Here is a 14,307-nt window from a genome sequence, read left to right on the forward strand (position 1 = left end):
GCATTGTTGCCTGTTATGAAAACCTTTTCATTGTGCAGCGCAAACATGACGGATATGTGGCAATGCGCGGGTTCCCCGCGCCGGTTTCAACCAAATGGATACGGGCCGGGGTAATCCCCAATGACGGCGTGATGCGTGACCAGGTTGCCGCCCTGCCACCAATGCAGCTGATAGCCGGGCGGTTCCATGATGTATTGCAGTGTCGGGCGCGGACCGAGTTCCAGCGCAAGCTGGTGCGCGGTGCCCGGACAGGTCGATGCGATCGTGCCGCCAAAGCGTTGGAAAATCGTGCGATGCAGGTGACCGCACAGCACGCGCTCCACGTTGGGGTAGCGGGCGACGATGCGCTCCAGTTCCGGTGCGCCGGCCAGCAGGCCGATGTCGTCCATGTGCTCAATGCCGGTCAGGAATGGCGGGTGGTGCATCAGGACCAGCGTGGGCCGGCCGGGCTGTTCGGCCAGGCGTTCAGCCAGCCATTCCAGGCGCGTCTGGCAGAGTTCGCCATGGCTCTTCATCGGCACCACGGTGTCCAGCGCCAGCAGGCGCAGCGGATAGGTTTCGATGGCGTACTGCACGAATTGTCCGCCGTCCTGCAGATACGCGTGGTCCGGAAACGCGGCGCGCAACTGGGCGCGGTCGTCGTGGTTGCCGGGCAGCAGGAAGTACGGAATCTCAAGCGCCTGCAGGTGCTCGCGCAGCGTCTGATATTCGATGGGCTTGCCCAGGTCCGTCAGGTCGCCGGTGATCAGCACGCAGTCGGGGCGCGGCGTCAGCGCGTTCAGGGCGCGCACCGCCGGCGCCAGAAACGCCGCCGGATCGATGATGCCGTAGGCCTTGTCTCCCGGGGTGCGCATGTGAAGGTCGGTGATTTGTGCGATGAGCATGGCGGTCTGGAAGTTGTCTGAATGGTGGGTAGCGGGCTTAGCGGCGCACGGATGCAGCAGTGCCGCCGACGACGATGCAATGCGGCAGGCGGTTCGATTGCGGTGGCTGGCCATGAATCTGCGCCAGCAGGTTCGAGCACGCGGTCTGGCCGATGCCGTCGCTGGGTTGCGCGACGGTGGTCAGCGGTGGGGTCAGCAACGCGCCAAAGCGCATGCCGTCAAAGCCGCACACGGAAATGTCAGCGGGCACCGACAGCCCCAGTCCCACCAGGTCGGCGATGACGGCGGTGGCCAGCAGGTCGTTGGAACAGAAGAGCGCCGTGGGCGCCTGCTTGCCGCGCAGCGCGGCCTTCAGCGCGTCCACGTCGCTGCCGGTATGTGAACTCATGGAAATGTGCTGGATGGCATCGAGGCCCAGCTTCTTGGCGCTGGCGCGCGCGCCCATCAGGCGACGGCGCGCGCGGTCCGAGGCGGTCAGCGGGCCGGTCACCAGCGCGATGCGCTTGTGCCCCATCGCGGCCAGATGCGCCACCATGTCGCTTGCCGCGGCGCGATTGTCGACCGAAGCAAACGGATGATCATTGGATTCGTTGTAGACCAGTACGTAAGGAATGCCGCTGCGGTCCAGGTCGTCCAGCGTGGCGCTCTTGCTGACGTCGGCCACGGTCAGGATCAGGCCGTCGACCTGATGATCGATCAGGCCCTGCACGGCGGCCGATTCGACCGCGGGGTCGTAGCCGGTGGCGGTCAGCATGACGCTGTAGCCCGACTCACGGGCGCGGCGTTCGGCGCCTTCGAAGCACTCGGCAAACACGGGATTGGACAGCGTGGGCAGGATCAAGCCGATGGTGCGCGTGCTGCCCGAACGCAGGCTGCGGCCCACGCGGTTGGGCCGGAAGCCCGCGCGCTTGGCAATGTTGCGGATGTGCGCCAGCGTGTCGGGATGCACGATCTCCGGCTGATTGAACGCGCGCGACACCGTCGCCGGCGAAACCCCCGCCTTGCGAGCCACTTCGATGATGGAAAAGCGGGGCGACGGGCGCGTAGCCATTGATGGAATCGCTGCAAGTTTGCTGAAAACGATTTCACTTTACTTGAGGAATATGAACTTTGTATTGCACGGGTTTGCGCTATGCTGGTGCGAACGCAACAACACAAAGCCATGGCGCAGCGCGTTATTCGGCGGAAAACCCGTTCTTTCGGTGTTTTTCCCAATTGACGCAATACGCACAACGGCGGGGTCGGTGTGCCGGGCATGACGCTTGCTTTCACGGGCAGGCAGCCACGCCGGGCATACCCTCGGTCAAGGGGACCGGGTGCGCAGTATGTTTTTCCGCGCTCGTCGCGGCACCGGCAAAGAGGAAAGAATCATGTCTACTGCCTTGAACAGACTGGGCGCGGTCGAAGCCGCGCGCAAGCTGCAACGGCGTGAATTGACCGCAGTGCAATTGGTGCGCGCCTGCTTCGCGCGCATCGAACAGCGCGACAACACCGTCCATGCCTGGACGGCCCTGCAGAAGCAGGTTGCGCTCGACCACGCCGAAACCCTCGACCGCGGCGCGCTGCGCGGTCCGCTGCACGGCCTGCCCATCGGCGTGAAAGACCTGTTCGATACCGCCGACCTGCCCACCCGCTACGGGTCTCCCATCTACGACCGCCATCACCCCGGACTGGACGCCGCCTCGGTGGCGCTGTGCCGTGGCGCCGGCGCCATCGTCATCGGCAAGACTGTCACCACCGAATTCGCCACCTACCAGGCCGGCCCCACGCGCAATCCGCGCAACGAGGCCTACACGCCCGGCGGCTCGTCCAGCGGCTCGGCCGCCGCGGTGGCCGACGACATGGTGCCTTTTGCGCTGGGTTCGCAGACCGCGGGTTCCATCATCCGGCCCGCGTCCTATTGCGGCGTGGTCGGCTTCAAGCCCACGTTCGGCGGGATCTCCCGCGCCGGCGTGAAAAGCCTGGCCGAATCGCTGGATACGGTGGGCGGATTCGCGCGCTCGGTGGAAGACGTGGCGCTGTTCTCGTCTGTCCTGATGCGCGATCCACGCATGCTGGATCTGTCCTATCACGACGCGCCGCGCGTGGGCATGTATCGCAGCCTGCAATGGCGCCATGCGCAGCCCGAAACCAAAGAGGCCTTCGCGCAGGCCGCAGCGATCCTGTCGCGCGCGGGCGCCAAGGTCGAAGAAGTGCCGCTGCCGCCGGAGCATTGCGTGCTGGTGCAGCTGCATTCGGACATCATGGCGTTCGAGGCCTCGCAGGCCCTGGCGTACGAACGCGTGGAACATGCCGCGCAGCTCAGTCCCAAGCTGCAGGCCATCCTGGAATCCGGCGCGCAGATCAGCGCGGAGCAGCACATCAAGAACCTGGAACGCGCCGCCGAATCGCGCGCGCGGGTCGACACATGGTTCGACCAATACGACGTCCTGATTGCCCCCAGCGCCAGCGGCGAAGCGCCGTTTGCCGACCTGGGTACGGGCGATCCGCAATTCTCGCGGGCCTGGACGCTGTTCGGCCTGCCATGCCTGAACCTGCCATTCGCGACGGGACCGCAGGGCCTGCCGGTGGGCTTGCAGCTCGTTGGCGCGCGATATGAGGACCACCGCCTGCTCGCCATCGGCGCATGGATTCATGCGCGGCTGCTGGCCGCGAATGCGCCGGATATCGGCGCGTCCGACATGTGGCCGCGCGGCTGATTGCAATCACCCGCAATGAAAAAGCCCGCCGGATAAGGCGGGCTTCATTTCGTGCCCCGTTGTCGGGGGCTTCAAGCCTGGTCGTGGATCACACGGCTTCGGCGGCTTCCTGTTCGGCGGTGACGGCGCCGGAATTGATGTGGCGGTTCACGGCGCTCAGCACGGCCTGGAACGAGGCCGTCACGATGTCGCGGTCGATGCCCACGCCAAAACCCGTGGCGGATTCGCCGACGCGCAGTTCGACATAGGACGCGGCGCGCGTGCCGGTGCCGGTGCCGATGGCGTGCTCGTGGTAGTCCATGATGCGCACGGGCACATCCAGCGCGGCCACGAAGGCGGAGATCGCGCCGTCGCCCTTGCCGCTCACGATGCGGCGTTCGCCGTTGAATTCAAGTTCGGCTTCGATGCTGAAGTGCTGGCCTTCGCCGGCCGACGGATCGCCGTCGATGCGATGGCGGATCAGCTTCCACGGCGCCTTCTGCTCGAGGTATTCGCGGTTGAAGATCGTGTGCACGTCGTCGGCGGTGACTTCGCGGCCGGTCTCGTCGGTGACGCGCTGGATGGCGCGGCTGAATTCGATCTGCAAGCGGCGCGGCAACACCAGGCCGTGTTCCTGCTCGAGCAGGTACGACACGCCGCCCTTGCCCGATTGGCTATTCACGCGGATGACGGCGTCGTAGCTGCGGTCGAGGTCGGCGGGGTCGATGGGCAAGTACGGCACTTCCCAGACGGCGTCGGCCTTTTGCAATGCAAAGCCCTTCTTGATCGCGTCCTGGTGCGAACCCGAGAACGCGGTAAAGACCAAGTCGCCCGCGTACGGATGACGCGGATGGACCGGCAACTGGTTGCAGTATTCGGCGCAACGGCGCACTTCGTCGATGTCCGAGAAGTCCAGGCCGGGGTGCACGCCTTGCGTGTAGAGGTTGAGCGCCAACGTGACGAGGTCGACGTTGCCGGTGCGCTCGCCGCTGCCGAAGAGGCAGCCTTCGATGCGGTCGGCGCCGGCCATCACGGCAAACTCGGCGGCGGCCACGGCGGTGCCGCGGTCATTGTGCGGATGGACGCTGAGCACGATGCTGTCGCGGCGGGCCAGATTCTTGTGCATCCACTCGATCTGGTCGGCGTACAGGTTGGGCGTGGTCGCCTCGATGGTGGCGGGCAGGTTCAGCACCATCTTGTGGTCCGGCGTGGGTTGCCAGACATCGGCGACGGCGTTCGAGACTTCCAGCGCGAATTCGGGTTCGGTCGTGCTGAAGACTTCGGGCGAGTACTCGTAGCTCCACTTGGTTTCGGGACGCTGCGACGTGTACTGCTTGATGAGGCGCGTGCCGGTCGTGGCGATGTTCTTGATCTCGTCCTTGGACATGTTGAACACGACCTTGCGGAAGGCCGGTGCGCAAGCGTTGTACATGTGGACGATGGCCTGCTTGGCGCCCGCGGCGGCTTCCACGGTGCGGCTGATCAGGTCTTCGCGCGATTGGGTCAGCACGATGATGGTCACGTCATCGGGGATGCGCTTCTCGTCGATGAGCTTGCGCACGAAGTCGAAGTCGGTCTGCGACGCGGACGGGAAACCGACTTCGATTTCCTTGAAGCCGATCTTCACGAGCTGTTCGAAGAAGCGGACCTTGCGTTCCACGCTCATCGGCTCGATCAGCGCCTGGTTACCGTCGCGCAGGTCCGTGCTCATCCAGATCGGCGCCTTCGTGATGCGGCGGCTGGGCCAGGTGCGTTCGGAGAAATCGCGGGCAAAGGGCGCGAAGGGGACGTATTTGGTGGCGGGGTTGGCAAGCATCATCACTACACCTCGATCGGTTTCTTGTGAATCCCGGCGCGTTTTGCGCTCGTCGGCATCGCAACCGGATGACGGTCTTGTGCCAGGGTTTGCCGGGATGGCCGGCAGGATTCAGAGATAAAAAGGGGAAATCGCGTGTGGCAAACGTGGCTGCCGAGCTACCACGGGGACACTAGGCCCGGCAACCGATCGGTAGCAATAGCGATAGCGCGATGAAGGAGGATTGAACGCGCAGGCCGGCGACCGGAGCGGCGGAGCGTCCGGTGGCAATCGCGAGGGGGGTGCGGTAAGCGGCCATGGGGTGCTAGTCAAACACACTTTTTCAGGAAGCGCAAACGGAAAGAGCAAGGGACGGATCAGATCGTGGTCTTTTCCGAAAGTTGACGAATGGGCCTTTGGAAACAGTAAGGCCGCCTTGCGGCGGCCTTTTGGCAGTCTGGATGCGGCCTAGCGGGCCGGGCCGATGCGGGGTTCGACATAGCGCGGTTCGCGCGGCGCGTCGCGGCGGACGTCGTCACGCCGGCCGTCGTCGCGCGGATCGCGGCCGGGACGGTTGGCGCCCGCTTCCAGAATCCGGGCCTGCTCGGCCACCATGTCGATCTTGCCAATGCGGTTGTGGCGCAATTCCGACAGCGAGCGGCGCAGGTCGCCGACGGTGAAGGGTTCCTGCCGGTCGCCCCAGGTCCAGCGCAGCACGCCTAGCGATTCTTCGGACAGATTGGGCGCCAGTTCGGCCAGCGTATCCGTGCCGACCGGCGTCGCGGCGCCCGAGGCCAGACTGGCGTAGAACCAGGCGCGCACCGAGAAGAAGACGATCAGGGTCCAGATGCCGGCAACGACCCACCAGAGGTAGGGATTGATCCGCTGCGCCATGTCCTGAGTGGGCTGGCCCAACGTGTGCAGGAAGTCGTAGTTCATGCGCTTGCCGAAATCGAGTATCCAGGAGGCAACCAGGTACCAGATAACGATCGCGACGGCGATGACGATCGCGCGCAAAACGAGTCGGGGAAGCGCCAGTTTGAGCAGGGTCTGGCCGATCAGTCGGCAGTCCTGGCGAACGCTTGCGGGCGAAGTCAGATTCATCATGCAAAATATTGTACCTATGACCCGTCCAATTTTAGAACTGCGGCCTGGCCAGCACCTGACGCTGACCCCACAACTTCAGCAATCGATCCGGTTGCTGCAGTTGTCGACGCTCGACCTTGAAGCGGAAATCTCGCAAGTGCTGGCGGAAAATCCCCTGCTGGACCGGGAGGACGAGCCGTCGTCGGCCGAGGCGGAGTCGCGCGCGGAGTCCGAACGCGAGTCCTCGGTGCAGGACGACGAGCCGGCGGCCGAGCGCGAGACGCCCATCGACGAGATGCCGGGCTCGGGCGGCGTGTACCCCGACGACGACACCAGCCTGCCCGAGGCGGCGCGGCCGGACACCTTGCGCGAACACCTGCTGGGCCAGCTTGCCCTGACCCGGGCGGCGCCGCGCGATGCCGCGCTGGCGTCCCTGCTGATCGACGAACTGGACGAAAACGGCTATCTCGGATCGCCGCTGGACGAGATCCTGGGCTGGCTCCCGGCCGAGATGGAGCCGGACATGGACGAGCTGCGCGCGGCGCTATCGCTGCTGCAGTCGTTCGATCCCGTGGGCATCGGCGCGCGCGACATGGCCGAGTGCCTGCACCTGCAGTTGCGCAATCCCGACCTCAGCCGGCTGCCCGAGGCGGCCGATCCCGCCGTGCTCTCCTGTGCGCGGCGGATCTGCGCCGAGCACCTGCCGCTGCTGGCAACCGGCAACGCCGCGCGCCTGTGTGCGGCGCTGGGTTGCGACGAGCCCACGTTCCGCGCGGCGCATGCGTTGATCCTGCGCCTGGAGCCCCGCCCCGGACGGGCATGGACCGTGCCGGCGGCCGAGTATGCGGTGCCGGACGTCATCGTGCGCAAGACGCGCCGTGGCTGGCAGGCCACGCTCAACAGCGCCGCGGTGCCGCGCTTGCAGATCAACGGCCTGTATGCGCAGATGCTGGGCAACCAGAAGGAATCGGCGCACGCCGGGCTGCAAGCCCAATTGCAGCAGGCCAAATGGATGATCCGGAACGTGGAGCAGCGGTTCGACACCATCCTGCGCGTGTCGCAGGCCATCGTCGAACGCCAGACCGCATTTTTCAGTCAGGGACCGGCGGCCATGCGCCCGCTGATCCTGAAAGACATTGCCGGCGAACTCGGCTTGCACGAATCGACCATTTCACGCGCCACGACGCAGAAGTACATGCTCACTCCGTTTGGCACGTTGGAGCTCAAGCGCTTCTTCGGCACGGGCGTTTCGACTGAAGGCGGGGACGCCACGTCGGCGACGGCGGTGCAGACCTACATCCGCCAGATGGTGGCCGACGAGAACCGCGCCAAGCCGTTGTCGGACAGCCAGATCATGCAAAAACTGGCCGATCAGGGGATAGTGATCGCCCGCCGGACGGTGGCAAAGTACCGCGAAGCGCTGCGGATTGCCCCGGCCGCGCTGCGCAAGGCGCAAGCCGCCGCGCGTTGAAAATAGGGACAAGCTTCGGCAAATTGTCCCTATTTTCAATGGCTTGCGTGACACTTCGGTTGCAAAATTATTTGCTCACAGGGCTTGCCAGGGCTTAAATAATTTTCGATAATCATTCGCATGTACATTTGCGTATGTAATGCCATCACCGAACGCCAAGTCCGCGCCAGCGTGGACGCGGGCGCGACGACGCTTTCCGACCTGCAGTTCGAGCTGGGCGTGGCCACGTGCTGCGGCTGCTGCGCGGCAACCGCCGCCGAATACCTGCCGGGCGGCCGCTGCTCCAGCGTGTGCGACGTGCGCTCCATCGCAGTTCCGGTCAATGCTCCCGCCCTCGTCGAATCGGACACGCCGGCTGCCAACAGCAGCTTCCCGATTCCGCTGGTCGCCATCGCCTGAGCATTGGTGTCAATTCCGGCTCGCTGCCTTCATGCGGCGAGCCGCGTCATTTCCTTCTCGCAAAATTCCCTGATATCCATCGCCAGTTGACGTGCCGGTTCGCGCGCGTTGCCGGCCACGCATAGCGCCAATTCGGACGGCGGGACGGCGGGCAGGCCCACGTCCAGGATCCGGTGCCCGTCCGCGATGCAGCGGCGTTCCAGCAGCGCGATACCCAACCCGCCCGCCAGCGCGGCCTGCACGCCCGACAGGTTCGGGCTTTCGTAGGCGATGCGCCAGCGGCGTCCGGCGGACTCCAGCGCATGAATGGCACGGTTGCGGTAGATGCAGCCCTGCGGAAACGCCACCAGCGGTACGGGCGCCTCCGGCGTCAGCGGCGCCTGCACCGATGCGCTGCCGATCCAGTGCAGCCGCTCGGGCCACGCGGCCAGCGCCGTGCCCGCGCCGGGTTCGCGCTTGAGCAGCGCCACGTCCAGATCCCCCCGCTCCACGCTACGCGTCAGGACCGCCGTCAGGTCACAACGCACCGACAGCTGCACCGCCGGCCTCGTTCTGGCGAAGGCGGCGACGACGGCAGTCAACGCGTCCACCGCAAAGTCGTCCGGAATGCCCAGGCGGATCACGTCCACGCGCTTGCGGCCGCTGACGGCCTCCCGGACTTCGGTGGATAACGCCAGCATCCGTCGTGCATAGCCCAGCAGGCGCTCGCCTTCCTCGGTCAGCTGGACCTGCCGGCCTTCGCGCAGGAAGAGCGGGCATTCCAGCGTCTCTTCCAGCTTGCGGATCTGTTGGCTGACGGTGGACTGGCTGCGGTGCACGCGTTCGCCCGCGGCGGTGAAGCCGCCAGCGTCCACGACCGAGACAAAGCTGTGCAGGAGATCGAGATCTAGCATGACGGCGCCTTCAAGCATTCGAATTTCAAATACTTTCGATCCGAATAAAGAGTTTGTCAATGGATGGCCCGGCGCGCAGAATGCCTCCCATCCCGCCGCGCATGCGGTTGCAGATCTACGAAGCCGGATCAACCATGAAGGCCCTTTCGACCCCTGCCCCTGCCTTGCCCGCATCCGACAGCCCGGGCATCAGCCTCCTGCCGATCGCCGCGTTCTGCTTTCTATGGAGTTCGGCGTTTGCCGCGGCCAAGATCGCCGTGCGCGACTGTCCGCCGCTGACCCTGCTGACGATCCGGTTCCTGATCGCGGGCGCGTTGATGCTGGGCCTGGCGGCGGCCAGCGGTCGCTGGAAGCTGCCCTCGGGCCGCGACCTGGCCGCGCTGGTCCTGCTGGGGGCGCTCAACAACGCGCTGTACCTGGGCTTGAGCTGGTCGGGCATGACCACCGTGTCGTCCGCGTTCACCGCTGTGCTCATCAGCACCAACCCGCTGCTCATCGGCGTGCTGGCGGGTCCGTTGCTGGGTGAGCGGCTGAGCTGGCGCAAACTGCTGGGGCTGTGCCTGGGGTTGGCGGGCGTGGCGCTGGTGTTGCGATCGCGGCTGACCGGCATGCAGGAGGACCTGCACGGCACGCTGCTTGTGACCGGGGGCCTGATTGCATTGGTGGCCGGCACCCTGTTTTACAAGATGCTCAAGCCCACCTCCGGTCTGTGGACGTCGACGGGCATACAGTCGCTGGCAGGCGCCGCGGCATTGCTGCCGTTCGCCCTGGCCACGGAAAACCTCGGCGATGCGCGTCTGACGTCCAGCCTGATCTGGAGCATGGCCTACATGATCGTCGCGGTGTCGATGGGCGGTTATTACCTGTGGTTCATGATCCTGGGCCGCGCCAGCGCCACCTCGGCCAGCGCACTGCATTTTCTGATGCCGCCGCTGGGCCTGTTGTTCGGTTGGGTGGTGCTTCGTGAGCCCGTCTCGTGGCTGGACCTGCTGGGCATCGTGCCCATCGCATTCGGCATCTGGCTTGCGACGCGGCGCACCGCGTGAATTGAGGGCGGTCAACGCGTCCTCATCCGGTTGCTGATATGCAACGAGCCGGCGTGACGCGTTGGCAGCGCAGAATGACGCGGCGCAGGGGCCGCCGCGCAACATATATGGGGACAATCGCGAAGCCATTTCAGCGCGACTCGCGTCTGCAGTCCGCGCCGTTGCGTCGCCACGCATGCAAGGCCTCAGACACACATACTCATTCTCATTAGCTTGTCGCTTTCTTGTTGCGCTCCTAAAGCCGTTTACCAAATGCAGAGCAAGGCTAGGCGCGGCCCTGCGGCCAATGGTAGTCTGCATGGGTTGCGTACGCGCGGCATCGTGCGCTCCTTTGTCGCGATGCGCTCGCGTCGCGCCTGACTGCAAGGAGTCCATCATGAAAGGCGACAAAACCGTCATCCAGTTTCTCAACAAGCAACTGACCAACGAACTGACGGCCATCAACCAATATTTCCTGCATGCCCGCATGCTGAACCATTGGGGCTTCGACAAGCTGGGCAAGCACGAGTACGAAGAATCCATCGGCGAAATGAAGCATGCCGATCGTCTGATCGCCCGCATCTTCATGCTGGACGGCCTGCCCAATCTGCAAGACCTGCACAAGCTGCTGATCGGCGAAGACGTGCCGGAACTGCTGGCCTGTGATCTGAAGCTGGAAACGGCCGCTCAGGCGACCGTCAAGGAAGCCATTGCGTATTGCGAATCGGTGCGGGACTACGTGTCGCGCGATCTGTTCCAGGACATCCTGGACGACACCGAAGAGCACATCGACTATCTGGAAACCCAGATCGACCTGATCGACAAGGTCGGCATCCAGAACTACCTGCAAAGCCAGATGTCCGTGCCTGAATAAGGCTGCTGGCAGCAAAAGAAATGGCGCCCCGCGGGGCGCCATTTTTCTTGCCGTGAAACTGCGTGTGGAGTTGTCGAGGTGACGTCTTTATTGCAGACGTCTTACTGCGGACGGGCCGGGCATTCGGCCATCGTGCCCCAGGCGCGGTTCGGCGCGCAGTACTTGTTGCGCGCGTTCCAGGAACATGAGGGGCGTTCGAAGAAGCCTTGCGTAGCGCATTGGGCCAGTTCACGCCGCAGCGCGTCCTGCCAGCCTTGCGCGCCGGCTGCCGGCGCCGTGTTGGGCGGCGGCGGGGGCGCCTGCACCATCTGCGGCGTGCCGTAGCTGCCGCCAGCGGCTACGCCGCCGTTGATGGCTGTCGACGTGCCGGGCACCAGCAGGTCCATCGTGCTGACGTCGGAATTGCCCGACGGCAGCGGCACCTGAGACGAGGCGGCGATTTCGCGCGCCTGTTCGGGGCTGATGCGTTCACGCGAGATCTGGACGGCGGGATCGCTGACGGTGTCGAACAGCGACACCGTGTTGACCTGCCATTCGCGATCGGACGGCTTGTCGGGCACGCCCAACGTGCCGTCGATGCGCGGCTGCGGCGGCTGCGCCACATACGGACGGCCATTGGCGTCCAGCACGGGCTGCTGGGACGCGGCTGCGTCCTGCCCAGGAGCGGGCGCGGCCGCCGGCGCATGCGCCACCAGCCAGTCACCCAGTTGAATTCCGCCCCATGCCGACGCGCCGAGCGCGATAAGGAGCGTTGCGAATAAAAAACGCCAAGACATTGCTACCCTCAATCTGCCGTGCGGAACCCGAACGGGTCTACGCCTTGTCTCCGAAAACCTTGCCGCCGTGCTCCCGCATGGCGTGGAATTTCACATCGGGATACAGTTCCTCGGCGACGCGCAACTGCGCGGGAGAACCGATCAAAAACGCCGCAGCATCGACGACATCATAGGCGATATGGGCGGCATTGGCATCCATGAACTTGCGCAGCGCCTTGGGGTTTTCAGACGTAATCCAACGTGCCATTGTGTAGCGCGAAGGCAGCATCCGGGCATCCACGCCGTACTCGGTCTTCAGGCGGTGCGCGACCACTTCGAACTGCAGCTGCCCGACCGCGCCCAGCAGCAGCGAGCCGCCAGCGACTTCGGGCCGGAACACCTGAATGGCCCCTTCCTCGCCCAATTGGGTGAGGCCCGTGCGCAATTGCTTCGTGCGCAGCGGGTCTTTCACTTCGACCGCCTGGAACAGTTCCGGCGCGAAGAACGGCAGGCCGGTGAACTGCAGGGTCTCGCCTTCGGTCAGCACGTCGCCCAGTTGCAGCACGCCGTGGTTCGGAATGCCGATGACGTCGCCCGCATAGGCTTCGTCCAGCAGTTCGCGGCGTTGCGACAGGAAGGACACCACGTTGTTGGGGCGCATTTCCTTGTTGGTGCGCGCGACCTTCAGGCGCATGCCGCGCTCGAAGCGGCCGGAGCTCACGCGCACGAAGGCGACGCGGTCGCGGTGGGCGGGGTCCATGTTGGCCTGCACCTTGAACACCACGCCGGTGAACTTGGGCTCTTCGGGCTTCACTTCGCGTTGCAGCGCCATGCGTGCGCCCGGGGGCGGCGCCTGGTCGACCAAGGCGTCCAGCACTTCCTGCACGCCGAAGTTGTTGATGGCCGAACCGAAGAACACGGGCGTCTGCTTGCCGGCCAGGAACTGGTCGCGGTCGAAGGCGGGAGCGGCTTCGTTGATGAGCTCGATCTCGCCGCTGGCCTGGTCGAACGCCCCGCCGAAGCGCTTGGCGATCTCGGGGTTGGTCAGGCCTTCGATGAAGTCGTCGTTGTCGGAACGGCGCTCCTGGCCGGGACGGAACACGCGCATGCGGTCGCGGCGGATGTCGAACACGCCGCCGAACGACTTGCCCATGCCCACCGGCCACGAGAACGGCACGGCGTCCATGCCCAGGTGGCCTTCGATTTCGGACAGCAGTTCCAGCGGCTCGCGCACTTCGCGGTCCATCTTGTTGATGAACGTGATGATCGGCGTGTTGCGCGCGCGGCAGACCTGCAGGAGGCGGATGGTCTGCGGCTCGACGCCGTTGGCCGCGTCAATCACCATCAGCGCGGCGTCCACCGCCGTCAGCACGCGATACGTGTCTTCGGAGAAGTCCTGGTGGCCCGGGGTGTCGAGCAGGTTGATGACGCAGTCGCGGTATTCCATCTGCATCACCGAGGACGCCACGGAAATGCCGCGCTGCTTTTCGATTTCCATCCAGTCGGACGAGGCATGGCGCGACGCCTTGCGCGCCTTGACGCTGCCGGCGATCTGAATGGCGCCTGCGAACAGCAGCAGTTTTTCCGTCAGCGTGGTCTTGCCCGCGTCAGGGTGGGAAATGATGGCGAACGTACGGCGCCGTGCGACTTCGTTGGAAATGCTCATGATCGGAGGATTCTACTTAACGCCGCTTTTCAGGCCGGTGCGGTCCGGTGTCATGCACGAAAACATGTGGGGCACGCGCCGTTGCCGGCCCGTGCCCCACGCTTTTTTATTCAGTTGTGGCGGCGGAAGGTTGCCAGGAACACGCCGGCCAGGATGAAGAGCGACCCGAAGGTGCGGTTCATCCAGCGGATGTGCTTGGCGTCGCGCAAGAGGCGCAATACGCGCGCCGCCAGCAGCGTGTACACGCCCATCGCCACCAGGTCGGTGAACGCCAGCGTGGCCGCCAAGGCCGCGTACTGCGGCGTCAGCGACAGCGCCGGATCCACGAACTGCGGCACCACGGCCAGCAGGAACACGGTGCCCTTGGGGTTCATGGTGTTGATCAGGAACCCGCGCAGGACCAGGTCACGAATGGACGCCTGACGCGGATCGCCGGCATCCACCGCGACCGGCGCGGCATCCGTGCGGATCTGGCGCACGCCCAGGTAGATCAGGTAGGCGACGCCCAGGTACTTGACCACGTTGAACGCCATTTCCGACGTCGCCAGCACAGCGCCCAACCCCACGGCGACCACGACGAACTGGAACAGGATGCCCAGGATCAGGCCTGCCGTGTTCCAGTAGCCGCGCGCAAAGCCGTATTTCAGGCCGGACGACATGGCCGAGATGGCGCCGGCGCCCGGTGAGAACGAAATGGCCCAGGAGGCCAGGAAGAACGTCAACCAGGTGGATAAGGGCATGATGGCGCGGGTCCTTGGATCGCAGTGTGGGGTTGCGGGAG

Annotated in this window: 13 protein-coding genes; 5 read left to right on the forward strand and 8 right to left on the reverse strand. The window is 65.1% G+C overall.

The genetic code is table 11. The features are described from left to right. Positions 1-86: 86 nt before the first annotated feature. Together B3098_RS13145 and B3098_RS13150 are read right to left on the reverse strand one after the other, a co-directional pair. A complete protein-coding gene (locus tag B3098_RS13145; RefSeq protein WP_286896808.1) occupies positions 87-884 on the reverse strand; it encodes a phosphodiesterase in 798 nt (265 codons plus the stop codon). A gap of 37 nt (positions 885-921) precedes the next feature. Further along, entirely contained in the window at positions 922-1,935 is a 1,014-nt protein-coding gene (locus tag B3098_RS13150) for a LacI family DNA-binding transcriptional regulator (protein WP_175123944.1), read from the reverse strand. Between the two features lie 319 nt (positions 1,936-2,254). On the opposite strand from B3098_RS13150, the gene B3098_RS13155 reads away from it, so the two are divergent. Continuing rightward, entirely contained in the window at positions 2,255-3,583 is a 1,329-nt protein-coding gene (locus tag B3098_RS13155; RefSeq protein WP_286896811.1) for an amidase, read from the forward strand. A gap of 88 nt (positions 3,584-3,671) precedes the next feature. On the opposite strand, the gene leuA is transcribed toward B3098_RS13155, so the two are convergent. Next, positions 3,672-5,381 carry a 2-isopropylmalate synthase gene (gene leuA / locus B3098_RS13160; RefSeq protein ID WP_286896813.1) on the reverse strand — a complete coding sequence of 570 codons (1,710 nt, stop codon included), beginning with the start codon at positions 5,379-5,381 and terminating at the stop codon, positions 3,672-3,674. Positions 5,382-5,825: 444 nt separating this feature from the next. Then, the gene (locus B3098_RS13165; protein WP_286896816.1) at positions 5,826-6,464 is read right to left on the reverse strand and encodes a hypothetical protein; all 639 of its coding nucleotides are present in this window, start codon (positions 6,462-6,464) and stop codon (positions 5,826-5,828) included. Between B3098_RS13165 and rpoN the strand changes: the two genes are divergently transcribed. After that, entirely contained in the window at positions 6,463-7,914 is a 1,452-nt protein-coding gene (rpoN, locus tag B3098_RS13170; protein WP_286896818.1) for an RNA polymerase factor sigma-54, read from the forward strand. The two genes, B3098_RS13165 and rpoN, sit on opposite strands and share 2 nt — an antisense overlap. A 120-nt stretch (positions 7,915-8,034) precedes the next feature. Then, entirely contained in the window at positions 8,035-8,313 is a 279-nt protein-coding gene (locus B3098_RS13175) for a (2Fe-2S)-binding protein (protein WP_056327752.1), read from the forward strand. Between the two features lie 29 nt (positions 8,314-8,342). Here B3098_RS13175 and B3098_RS13180 read toward each other — a convergent pair whose 3' ends face one another. Further along, positions 8,343-9,206, reverse strand: coding sequence for a LysR substrate-binding domain-containing protein (locus B3098_RS13180; RefSeq protein WP_279971282.1), 864 nt, complete (start codon positions 9,204-9,206; stop codon positions 8,343-8,345). 134 nt (positions 9,207-9,340) lie between these two features. On the opposite strand from B3098_RS13180, the gene B3098_RS13185 reads away from it, so the two are divergent. After that, positions 9,341-10,252, forward strand: coding sequence for a DMT family transporter (locus B3098_RS13185; protein WP_286896825.1), 912 nt, complete (start codon positions 9,341-9,343; stop codon positions 10,250-10,252). A 376-nt stretch (positions 10,253-10,628) separates the two neighbouring features. Next, on the forward strand, positions 10,629-11,105 hold the full coding sequence (gene bfr, locus B3098_RS13190) for a bacterioferritin (RefSeq protein ID WP_056327755.1): 477 nt from the start codon (positions 10,629-10,631) through the stop codon (positions 11,103-11,105). Positions 11,106-11,206: 101 nt separating this feature from the next. Here bfr and B3098_RS13195 read toward each other — a convergent pair whose 3' ends face one another. The 3 genes from B3098_RS13195 to B3098_RS13205 all read right to left on the reverse strand — a co-directional run bounded on the left by B3098_RS13195 (position 11,207) and on the right by B3098_RS13205 (position 14,266). Beyond that, positions 11,207-11,881, reverse strand: coding sequence for a hypothetical protein (locus B3098_RS13195; protein ID WP_056565702.1), 675 nt, complete (start codon positions 11,879-11,881; stop codon positions 11,207-11,209). A gap of 37 nt (positions 11,882-11,918) precedes the next feature. Continuing rightward, on the reverse strand, positions 11,919-13,526 hold the full coding sequence (locus tag B3098_RS13200) for a peptide chain release factor 3 (protein WP_056565700.1): 1,608 nt from the start codon (positions 13,524-13,526) through the stop codon (positions 11,919-11,921). A gap of 110 nt (positions 13,527-13,636) precedes the next feature. Then, positions 13,637-14,266 carry a LysE family translocator gene (locus B3098_RS13205; RefSeq protein ID WP_175123938.1) on the reverse strand — a complete coding sequence of 210 codons (630 nt, stop codon included), beginning with the start codon at positions 14,264-14,266 and terminating at the stop codon, positions 13,637-13,639. Positions 14,267-14,307: the final 41 nt, after the last annotated feature.

This window comes from Achromobacter sp. UBA2119, from assembly GCF_002331005.1.
GTDB lineage: Bacteria > Pseudomonadota > Gammaproteobacteria > Burkholderiales > Burkholderiaceae_B > Achromobacter > Achromobacter animicus.

Bases quoted from the DNA above. Each gene is read 5' to 3' on its own strand.
- B3098_RS13145 (WP_286896808.1), bottom strand. From the start codon at position 884: ATGCTCATCGCACAAATCACCGACCTTCACATGCGCACCCCGGGAGAC.
- B3098_RS13150 (WP_175123944.1), bottom strand. From the start codon at position 1,935: ATGGCTACGCGCCCGTCGCCCCGCTTTTCCATCATCGAAGTGGCTCGC.
- B3098_RS13155 (WP_286896811.1), top strand. From the start codon at position 2,255: ATGTCTACTGCCTTGAACAGACTGGGCGCGGTCGAAGCCGCGCGCAAG.
- leuA (WP_286896813.1), bottom strand. From the start codon at position 5,381: ATGATGCTTGCCAACCCCGCCACCAAATACGTCCCCTTCGCGCCCTTT.
- rpoN (WP_286896818.1), top strand. From the start codon at position 6,463: ATGCAAAATATTGTACCTATGACCCGTCCAATTTTAGAACTGCGGCCT.
- B3098_RS13165 (WP_286896816.1), bottom strand. From the start codon at position 6,464: ATGATGAATCTGACTTCGCCCGCAAGCGTTCGCCAGGACTGCCGACTG.
- B3098_RS13175 (WP_056327752.1), top strand. From the start codon at position 8,035: ATGTACATTTGCGTATGTAATGCCATCACCGAACGCCAAGTCCGCGCC.
- B3098_RS13180 (WP_279971282.1), bottom strand. From the start codon at position 9,206: ATGCTAGATCTCGATCTCCTGCACAGCTTTGTCTCGGTCGTGGACGCT.
- B3098_RS13185 (WP_286896825.1), top strand. From the start codon at position 9,341: ATGAAGGCCCTTTCGACCCCTGCCCCTGCCTTGCCCGCATCCGACAGC.
- bfr (WP_056327755.1), top strand. From the start codon at position 10,629: ATGAAAGGCGACAAAACCGTCATCCAGTTTCTCAACAAGCAACTGACC.
- B3098_RS13195 (WP_056565702.1), bottom strand. From the start codon at position 11,881: ATGTCTTGGCGTTTTTTATTCGCAACGCTCCTTATCGCGCTCGGCGCG.
- B3098_RS13200 (WP_056565700.1), bottom strand. From the start codon at position 13,526: ATGAGCATTTCCAACGAAGTCGCACGGCGCCGTACGTTCGCCATCATT.
- B3098_RS13205 (WP_175123938.1), bottom strand. From the start codon at position 14,266: ATGCCCTTATCCACCTGGTTGACGTTCTTCCTGGCCTCCTGGGCCATT.